This window comes from Streptomyces sp. NPDC006265 (genome assembly GCF_040613555.1).
In the GTDB taxonomy this organism is placed as follows: Bacteria; Actinomycetota; Actinomycetes; order Streptomycetales; family Streptomycetaceae; genus Streptomyces.
Window position 1 is genome coordinate 1 of the sequence record NZ_JBEXSH010000302.1, and the last position, 9,427, is coordinate 9,427.

Genomic DNA, 9,427 nt, shown 5'->3' on the forward strand with positions numbered 1-9,427 from the left:
CGGCAGTTCGCGCGTCCCGGAACCGAGGGAGCGCCGCAGGAACGTACGGCTGTCGACCCGCACGTTGATCGGCCAGCTGCCGCCGGACGCGGAGACGATCACCGCGCCCTCGGCACGCAGCGCCTCGGCGGCGAGCGCACCGTCGTCCTCCAGGCCGCCCCCGCCCGCGAGCGCGTCCAGCCATTCGGTCTCGGTGCCGGGAGCCGCAGGAAGCAGCGTGCCACCGGCCTTCTCCAGACCGCGCGTGGCGTGCGTGGCCAGGGAGTAGACCTTCTGCCCGTGCCCCCGCCAGGCCTTGCGCAGCCGCAGGAAGACGCCGGGGGCCTCCTCCTCCGCCTCGAACCCGACCAGCAGGACGGCGGGGGCCTTCTCCAGCGCGGTGTACGTGACGCCCGTGCCGTCGAGGTCCCGGCCGCGCCCGGCGATCTGGGCGGCGAGGAAGTCGGCCTCCTCGCTGCTGTGCACGCGCGCGCGGAAGTCGATGTCGTTGGTGTCGAGCGCCACGCGCGCGAACTTGCTGTACGCGTAGGCGTCCTCGACGGTGAGGCGGCCGCCGGTCAGGACGCCGGTGCGGCCCCGGGAGGCCAGCAGCCCCTGGGCCGCGATCTGGAGCGCCTCCGGCCAGGAGGCCGGTTCCAGCTCGCCCTCGGCGTTGCGCACCAGCGGCGTCTCGAGCCGGTCGCGCTGCTGCGCGTACCGGAACCCGAACCGCCCCTTGTCACAGATCCACTCCTCGTTGACCTCGGGGTCGTTGGCGGCGAGGCGCCGCATGACCTTGCCGCGCCGGTGGTCGGTGCGCGTGGCGCAGCCGCCGGAGCAGTGTTCGCACACCGACGGGGAGGAGACCAGGTCGAAGGGGCGGGAGCGGAATCGGTACGCCGCCGAGGTCAGCGCGCCGACCGGGCAGATCTGGATGGTGTTGCCGGAGAAGTACGACTCGAACGGGTCGCCCTCGCCGGTGCCGACCTGCTGGAGCGCGCCCCGCTCGATCAGCTCGATCATCGGGTCGCCCGCGACCTGGTTGGAGAACCGGGTACAGCGGGCGCACAGCACGCACCGCTCGCGGTCGAGCAGCACCTGCGTGGAGATCGGGACGGGCTTCTCGTAGGTCCGCTTGCGGCCCTCGAAGCGGGAGTCGGCGTCGCCGTGCGACATGGCCTGGTTCTGCAACGGGCACTCGCCGCCCTTGTCGCAGACCGGGCAGTCCAGCGGGTGGTTGATGAGCAGGAGCTCCATCACACCCTTCTGGGCCTTCTCCGCGACCGGGGAGGTGAGGTGGGTCTTCACCACCATCCCGTCGGTGCAGGTGATGGTGCAGGACGCCATGGGCTTGCGCTGGCCCTCGACCTCGACGATGCACTGGCGGCAGGCACCGGCCGGGTCGAGCAGGGGGTGGTCGCAGAACCGGGGGATCTCGATGCCGAGTTGTTCGGCGGCCCGGATGATCAGGGTGCCCTTGGGCACGCTGATCTCGGCGCCGTCGATCGTCAGCGACACGAGGTCCTCCGGCGGGACCGCCGCTTCTCCCCCGCCGGAGGGAGAGCTGGTGGTCACGGTCATGCGTTCACCTCCGTGCGGTCGGCCCAGGCCGTCGACTTGGCCGGGTCGAAGGGGCAGCCCCGGCCCGTGATGTGCTGCTCGTACTCCTCGCGGAAGTACTTGAGCGAGGAGAAGATCGGCGAGGCGGCGCCGTCGCCGAGGGCGCAGAAGGACTTGCCGTTGATGTTGTCGGCGATGTCGTTCAGCTTGTCGAGGTCGGACATCTGTCCCTTGCCGGCCTCGATGTCGCGCAGCAACTGCACGAGCCAGTAGGTCCCTTCGCGGCAGGGCGTGCACTTGCCGCAGGACTCGTGGGCGTAGAACTCCGTCCAGCGGGTGACGGCACGGACCACGCAGGTCGTCTCGTCGAAGCACTGGAGGGCTTTGGTGCCGAGCATGGAACCCGCGGCGCCCACCCCTTCGTAATCAAGGGGGACGTCGAGGTGCTCGTCGGTGAACATCGGGGTCGAGGAGCCGCCCGGTGTCCAGAACTTGAGGCGGTGCCCGGAGCGCATCCCGCCGCTCATCTCCAGCAGCTGGCGGAGCGTGATCCCGAGCGGCGCCTCGTACTGTCCGGGGCCGGCGACGTGGCCGGAGAGGGAGTAGAGCGTGAAGCCGGGCGACTTCTCACTCCCCATCGAGCGGAACCATTCCTTGCCCCGCTGCATGATCGCGGGAACCGACGCGATCGATTCGACGTTGTTCACCACAGTCGGGCACGCGTAGAGGCCCGCGACGGCAGGGAAGGGGGGACGAAGCCGCGGCTGGCCCCGGCGGCCTTCGAGCGAGTCGAGCAGTGCGGTCTCCTCACCGCAGATGTACGCGCCCGCGCCCGCGTGCACGGTGATGTCGAGGTCGAGTCCGCTGCCCTGAATGTTCTCGCCGAGGAAGCCGGCTTCGTACGCCTCGCGCACGGCCGAGTGCAACCGCCGCAGCACCGGGACGACTTCACCACGCAGGTAGATGAAGGCATGCGACGACCTGATGGCGTAGCACGCGATGATCATGCCCTCGATGAGGCTGTGCGGGTTCGCGAAGAGGAGCGGGATGTCCTTGCACGTCCCCGGCTCCGACTCGTCGGCGTTGACCACGAGATAGTGCGGCTTGCCGTCCCCCTGCGGGATGAACTGCCACTTCATGCCGGTGGGGAAGCCCGCGCCGCCGCGTCCGCGCAGACCGGACTCCTTGACGTACGCGATCACGTCGTCCGGCGACATGGCGAGCGCCTTGCGCAGCCCTTCGTAGCCGTCGTGCCTGCGGTACACGTCCAGCGTCCAGGACTTGTCCTCGTCCCAGAAGGCCGACAGCACCGGTGCGAGCAGCTTCTCGGGGCTCGTGTCCTTCAACTCGGGTGCCAAGGTCATCACTCCCCCTCCTCGGCGGTGGGCCCGGCCGGGTGGGCCGGGTCGGAGGCCGATGTGTCCTGCGGCGCGTCGTGCGAGCTCAGGTGCTCCGTCGGTGACGGCTCGTGCGGTGCCCCGGTCCGGGCCGCCTCACCGCGCGGGTGCACCACGCGGGCGGGAGAGACCTCCCCCTTGGCGAGCTTCAGGCCGATCAGGGAGGCGGGTCCCGCGCTTCCGCCGGACTCCACGGCGCCGTCCCGCTCGTCGGGGAAGCCGGCCAGGACCCGGGCCGTCTCCTTGAAGGTGCACATGCGCGCGCCGCGGGTGGGCGTGACCGGCCGTCCCGCGCGCAGGTCGTCGACGAGGCTCTTGGCGCTGGCCGGGGTCTGGTTGTCGAAGAACTCCCAGTTGACCATCACGACCGGCGCGAAGTCGCAGGCCGCGTTGCACTCGATGTGCTCCAGCGTGACCTTGCCGTCGCCGGTGGTCTCGCCGTTGCCGACGCCGAGGTGCTCCTGGAGCTCCTCGAAGATCGCGTCCCCGCCCATGACGGCGCACAGGGTGTTGGTGCACACCCCGACCTGGTAGTCACCGCTCGGCTTGCGCCGGTACATCGTGTAGAAGGTGGCGACCGCGGTGACCTCGGCCGTGGTCAGGCCGAGCACGTCCGCGCAGAACCGCATGCCGGTGCGGGTGACGTGCCCCTCCTCGCTCTGCACGAGGTGCAGCAGCGGCAGCAGGGCGGACCGGGAGTCCGGGTAGCGGGCGATGATCTCGCGCGCGTCCGTCTCCAGGCGGGCCCGGACCTCGTCCGGGTAGGCGGGGGCGGGCAGTTCGGGCATGCCCAGGCTGACGCCCCGCTCGGAAGACGATGTGGTCACCGGTCGACGCCTCCCATCACGGGGTCGATGGACGCGACGGCGACGATGACGTCGGCGACCTGGCCGCCCTCGCACATCGCCGCCATGGCCTGAAGGTTGGTGAAGGACGGGTCCCGGAAGTGGACCCGGTAGGGGCGGGTGCCGCCGTCGGACACGACGTGCACCCCGAGTTCGCCCTTGGGCGACTCGACCGCCGCGTACGTCTGTCCCGGCGGGACTCGGAAGCCCTCGGTGACCAGCTTGAAGTGGTGGATCAGGGCCTCCATGGAGGTGCCCATGATCTTCTTGATGTGGTCGAGGGAGTTGCCGAGCCCGTCGGGTCCCAGGGCGAGCTGGGCGGGCCAGGCGATCTTCTTGTCGGCGACCATGACCGGGCCGGGCTGGAGCCGGTCCAGGCACTGCTCGACGATCCGGAGGGACTGGCGCATCTCCTCCAGCCGGATGAGGAAGCGGCCGTAGGAGTCACAGGTGTCGGCGGTCGGGATCTCGAAGTCGTACGTTTCGTAGCCGCAGTAGGGCTGCGCCTTGCGCAGGTCGTGCGGCAGGCCGGTGGAGCGCAGGATCGGGCCCGTCGCGCCGAGGGCCATGCAGCCGGCCAGGTCGAGGTGGCCGACGTCCTGCATACGGGCCTTGAAGATGGGGTTGCCGGTGGCGAGCTTGTCGTACTCCGGGAGGTTCTTCTTCATCTTCTTCACGAACTCGCGGATCTGGTCCACCGCGCCGGGCGGCAGGTCCTGGGCGAGTCCGCCGGGGCGGATGTACGCGTGGTTCATCCGCAGGCCGGTGATCAGCTCGTAGATATCGAGAATGAGTTCACGATCACGAAAGCCGTAGATCATGATCGTGGTCGCGCCGAGCTCCATGCCGCCGGTGGCGATGCACACCAGGTGCGAGGAGAGCCGGTTCAGCTCCATCAGGAGCACGCGGATGATCGAGGCGCGGTCCGGGATCTGGTCCTCGATGCCGAGGAGCTTCTCGACGCCGAGGCAGTACGCCGTCTCGTTGAAGAACGGCGTCAGGTAGTCCATGCGCGTCACGAACGTGGTGCCCTGCGTCCACGTGCGGTACTCGAGGTTCTTCTCGATGCCGGTGTGCAGGTAACCGATTCCGCAGCGGGCCTCGGTGACGGTCTCGCCGTCGATCTCCAGGATCAGCCGCAGCACGCCGTGGGTGGACGGGTGCTGAGGGCCCATGTTGACGACGATGCGCTCGTCGTCGGCGCGGGCCGCGGACTGGACGACCTCGTCCCAGTCGCCGCCGGTGACCGTGTAGACGGTGCCCTCGGTCGTCTCCCGAGGGGAGGCGTGGGAAGTGCTCATGAGTACGACCTCCGCTGGTCCGGAGCCGGGATCTGGGCGCCCTTGTACTCGACGGGGATGCCGCCGAGGGGGTAGTCCTTGCGCTGCGGGAAGCCCTGCCAGTCGTCCGGCATCATGATGCGCGTCAGCGCGGGGTGGCCGTCGAAGACGATTCCGAAGAAGTCGTACGTCTCGCGCTCGTGCCAGTCGTTCGTCGGATAGACCTCGACCAGCGACGGGATGTGCGGGTCGCTGTCGGGGGCGCTGACCTCCAGGCGGATCACCCGGTTGTGGGTGATCGACCGCAGGTGGTAGACGGCGTGCAGCTCGCGGCCCTTGTCGTTCGGGTAGTGCACGCCGCTGACGCCGGTGCACAGCTCGAAGCGCAGGGCCGGGTCGTCGCGCAGGGTGCGGGCGACGCGGACGAGGTGTTCGCGCTCGATGTGGAAGGTCAGCTCGTCGCGGTCGACGACCGTCTTCTCGATGGCGTTGCCGGGGACCAGGTCCTGCTCCTCCAGGGCGCCCTCGAGCTCGTCGGCGACCTCGTCGAACCATCCGCCGTAGGGGCGGCTCGCCGGCCCCGGGAGCCGGACCGAGCGGACCAGGCCGCCGTAGCCGGAGGTGTCGCCGCCGTTGTCGGCGCCGAACATGCCGCGCTGGACGCGGATCTCCTCACCGCCCTGGCCGCGCCGGCCGGGGAGGTTCTCCGCGGAGAGGTCCTTCTCGGGGTTGACCCCGTTGCCGTTCGCTTCGCTCATCGCAGCAGCCCCTTCATCTCGATGGTGGGCAGCGCCTTGAGCGCCGCTTCCTCCGCCTCGCGGGCCGCCTCCTCTGCGTTCACGCCGAGCTTGGAGCTCTGGATCTTCTGGTGGAGCTTGAGGATCGCGTCCAGCAGCATCTCCGGCCGGGGCGGGCAGCCGGGGAGGTAGATGTCGACCGGCACGATGTGGTCGACGCCCTGGACAATCGCGTAGTTGTTGAACATGCCGCCGGACGAGGCGCAGACCCCCATGGAGATCACCCACTTGGGGTTCGGCATCTGGTCGTAGACCTGCCGGAGCACCGGCGCCATCTTCTGGCTCACCCGGCCGGCGACGATCATCAGGTCCGCCTGGCGCGGCGAGCCCCGGAAGACCTCCATGCCGAAGCGCGCCAGGTCGTAGCGGCCGGCGCCGGTGGTCATCATCTCGATGGCACAGCAGGCGAGGCCGAACGTGGCAGGAAAGACGGACGACTTGCGCACCCAGCCCGCGGCCTGCTCGACGGTGGTCAGCAGGAAGCCGCTCGGCAGCTTTTCTTCGAGTCCCATGACGTGTGGCCCCTCAGTCCCATTCCAGGCCGCCGCGCCGCCATACGTACGCGTACGCGACGAAGACGGTGAGCACGAAGAGCAGCATCTCCACGAGCCCGAAGATCCCCAGGGCGTCGAAGGTGACGGCCCAGGGGTAGAGGAAGACGATCTCGATATCGAAAATGATGAAGAGCATCGCCGTCAGGTAGTACTTGATCGGGAAGCGCCCGCCGCCGGCCGGCGTGGGGGTCGGCTCGATACCGCACTCGTAGGCCTCGAGCTTGGCGCGGTTGTACCGCTTCGGCCCGATCAACGTGGCCATGACCACGGAGAAGATCGCAAAGCCTGCCCCGAGGGCTCCCAGTACGAGGATGGGCGCATAAGCGTTCACCGCTCCTCGCTCCTCTCAGTCGGCACTGACTGCTGGCGGTTTGCGTCGGGCTCACTTCCGCCCCGCCTGTCCCTCGAACCCCGCCTGCCCCGGCGAAGATCGGGAACATGTGAAGCAGGTCACAAGCCCAACCGCGTGCATCTTATGCCCGACGCTCTGTGATCTGCGACACGGGGTATTACTCAACCTTTGTGATCTCCACCACCTGACGATCGATCATGAAGTCGGATGAGCGGTGATCTTCACGCGCGAAGCGTCCGAGTGATCACGAGAGGTGACATTTTGGCTCGTCAGTGCAGGCCAGATGGGTCGTCTCAATATCAAGAGGGTTCCCTTGCATGCAAATTGGCGATGGACTTGATCTCTTGATAGAAGCGCGTTCACGCATCAGGGGGCACATGAGGCAGGGTGTGGACGCGTGCACGCGTTCACGATCTTCGCGAGGTCGTGATCCGGCCGTGATCTGCACGCCGGGACGCGACCGGCGGGGCGACCGTTCCGTGACCTCCGTCACATCGGTGAGAGATCCATGAGAACGGGGCTTGGCCAATCAACCCCACCGATGGTAGGCGCGGGGCAATTCGGGCGTATTGATCAAACACCGTGATCACAGGCCGATCACGGGCTGCCCGCAATGTCCGTTACGGCGTCAATAAAGGGCCTCGTTCGGGGGTTTTGAGGGCCCGGTTGAACAACTGTGGCGCAGCACACGTTTCTTGAAGATATGAAGGAGCCCCTGGTACCGGTTATTCCCATGTCCCACACCGCTCACATACGCAGCCACCGGAAGCCCCGCCGCAGCGCGACCTCTTCGATCGCCATGCGTGCCGGAGTTGCCGGTGGCGTCCTCAGCATGGCGGCGGCAGGTGCGTCGGCCTCGGCGAGCGCCGCCGAGCCGGTGACGCAGACCATCGAACTGCCCACCCTGACGGCCGACCTGTCCGCTCAGGTCGCCCAGTCCGCGGCCGCGACCCAGCAGGCCGCCGCGAACTACGAGCTGCGCGCCGAGCGTGACGCGGCCGCCGCCAAGGCCGCCGCGGAAGCCAAGAAGGACCTCGCCGCGGCCAAGAAGGCCGAGGCCAAGAAGAAGGCCGCCGAGGCCGCCCGCAAGGCCGCCGCCGAGCGCGCCACGCGCAGCGCCGAGCGCACCACCCTCTCCGCCTCCGCGTCCACCTCGACGTCCGTGTCGGCGCCCGCCAGCGGCAGCGTCGCGACGGTCATCGCATTCCTCAAGGCCCAGGTGGGCGACGCCTACGTCATGGGCGCCACCGGTCCCAACGCCTGGGACTGCTCCTCCCTCGTGCAGGCCGCGTACAAGCAGGTTGGTGTGGATCTGCCGCGCGTCTCGCAGGACCAGTCGATGGCCGGCACGGACGTGCCGCTGTCCAGCGTCCAGGTCGGCGACATCCTGTACTGGGGCGGCAAGGGCTCCGCGTACCACGTGGGTGTCTACATCGGGAACGGCCAGTACCTGGACGCGGCCAACCCGTCCAAGGGCGTCGTCATCCAGGACCTGTCGGGCTACCCGGCGTCGGGCGCGGTGCGCGTCCTCTGACGTCACGCGTCGTCCGACCCCTTCCGTACGTTCGGGCTCGAGGGCCGTTGCCGCTGTGAGGCATCGGCCCTCCCGGCCTGTCCGGGGCTGTTCAGGCCCCGTCACCCTCTCGGCCCGGCTCCGGGCCGTTCCAGGGGCCGTCAGGGCCCTCCTGGGGGCACCCGGCATCGCGGCCTGCCCGTGCACTCCCGCCCCTTCGGCATCCTGCGCCCGAATTGTCACGGCATGGCCTTGTGTTGACGCCGACGGCCCCGCGTGGCCGGACTACTGCCGGGACCGGCCCGGGTGTTCTGTTGTGATGAGCGCCGAAGGGCGGGGAGGGCTCCCGACGCCGGAAGCCCGCTCTCCCGCCACCACGGCACCATCACAGGGAGACAACCGATGCCGGGCGTTTTCGTTCAGGGACGGCCCGTCGACTCGTACCCGCGGCTCGCGCCCGAGGCCCGGCGGGGGATGGTCCGGCGCATCACCGAGGCCGGTGAGAAGGTCCTGCACAAGCCGTGCCGGGACGTCACCGCGTTCGGTCCGGACCTCGCCGCGCCCATCGCCGACATGTTCCTGACCATGTACGTCGCGGACGGGGCCGGGCTCGCGGCGAACCATGTCGGGGTCGATATGCGGGTGTTCGTGTACGACTGCCCCGACGACGACGGAGTCCGGCACGTCGGGCACATCGTCAACCCGGTCCTGGATCCGCTCGACGCGTCGCGCAGGAGGCTCCTCGACGAGGCGGAGGGCTGCCTCTCGGTGCCGGGCGCCACCATGGACGTGCCGCGTCCGGACCGGGCCGTGGTGCGCGGCTTCGGCCGGGACGGCGAGCCGCTCGTGATCGAGGCACCGGCTACTTCGCCCACTGTCTCGCGCACGCGACCGATCACTGCGACGGGCAGCTCTATCCGGACCGGCTCCCCGCACCGGAGCGGAAGTCCGCGCTGCGGCAGACGGCGGACCGGCGGGACGAGGTGCTCGCGCGCCGGCCGCCGACGTCGCGGCGTTGAACGCCTGATCAGGCCTTCGGGGCCACCCTGCTCAGCCCGTTGATGATGCGGTCCATCGCGTCGCCGCCCGTCGGGTCGGTGAGGTTCGCGAGGAGCTTCAGGGTGAACTTCATCAGCATCGGATGGGTGAG

At 69.2% G+C, this 9,427-nt stretch carries 8 protein-coding genes and 1 pseudogene; 2 read left to right on the forward strand and 7 right to left on the reverse strand.

All coding sequences use genetic code 11. From position 1 onward, the window contains the following. The 7 genes from ABZ281_RS23545 to ABZ281_RS23575 all read right to left on the reverse strand — a co-directional run. On the reverse strand, window positions 1-1,560 hold a 1,560-nt coding region (locus ABZ281_RS23545; RefSeq protein ID WP_356658367.1), incomplete at its 3' end, for an NADH-quinone oxidoreductase subunit G. Beyond that, entirely contained in the window at window positions 1,557-2,906 is a 1,350-nt protein-coding gene (gene nuoF, locus ABZ281_RS23550; protein ID WP_356658369.1) for an NADH-quinone oxidoreductase subunit NuoF, read from the reverse strand. The genes nuoF and ABZ281_RS23545, both read right to left, overlap by 4 nt. Continuing rightward, on the reverse strand, window positions 2,903-3,763 hold the full coding sequence (nuoE, locus tag ABZ281_RS23555) for an NADH-quinone oxidoreductase subunit NuoE (RefSeq protein ID WP_356658371.1): 861 nt from the start codon (window positions 3,761-3,763) through the stop codon (window positions 2,903-2,905). The genes nuoF and nuoE overlap by 4 nt, the downstream gene beginning before the upstream one ends. Then, window positions 3,760-5,082, reverse strand: coding sequence for an NADH-quinone oxidoreductase subunit D (locus ABZ281_RS23560; protein ID WP_356658373.1), 1,323 nt, complete (start codon window positions 5,080-5,082; stop codon window positions 3,760-3,762). The genes nuoE and ABZ281_RS23560 overlap by 4 nt, the downstream gene beginning before the upstream one ends. Next, entirely contained in the window at window positions 5,079-5,819 is a 741-nt protein-coding gene (locus tag ABZ281_RS23565; RefSeq protein ID WP_356658375.1) for an NADH-quinone oxidoreductase subunit C, read from the reverse strand. The genes ABZ281_RS23560 and ABZ281_RS23565 overlap by 4 nt, the downstream gene beginning before the upstream one ends. Then, window positions 5,816-6,370 (reverse strand): NADH-quinone oxidoreductase subunit B, encoded by a 555-nt coding sequence (locus tag ABZ281_RS23570; protein ID WP_031141109.1) that lies wholly within the window; start codon window positions 6,368-6,370, stop codon window positions 5,816-5,818. The genes ABZ281_RS23565 and ABZ281_RS23570 overlap by 4 nt, the downstream gene beginning before the upstream one ends. A gap of 13 nt (window positions 6,371-6,383) precedes the next feature. Then, entirely contained in the window at window positions 6,384-6,743 is a 360-nt protein-coding gene (locus tag ABZ281_RS23575; protein ID WP_003974383.1) for an NADH-quinone oxidoreductase subunit A, read from the reverse strand. A gap of 724 nt (window positions 6,744-7,467) precedes the next feature. Here ABZ281_RS23575 and ABZ281_RS23580 point away from each other — a divergent pair. After that, window positions 7,468-8,298, forward strand: coding sequence for a C40 family peptidase (locus ABZ281_RS23580; protein ID WP_356658377.1), 831 nt, complete (start codon window positions 7,468-7,470; stop codon window positions 8,296-8,298). A gap of 381 nt (window positions 8,299-8,679) precedes the next feature. Next, window positions 8,680-9,296: pseudogene (locus ABZ281_RS23585) on the forward strand (peptide deformylase). Window positions 9,297-9,427 lie beyond the last annotated feature (131 nt).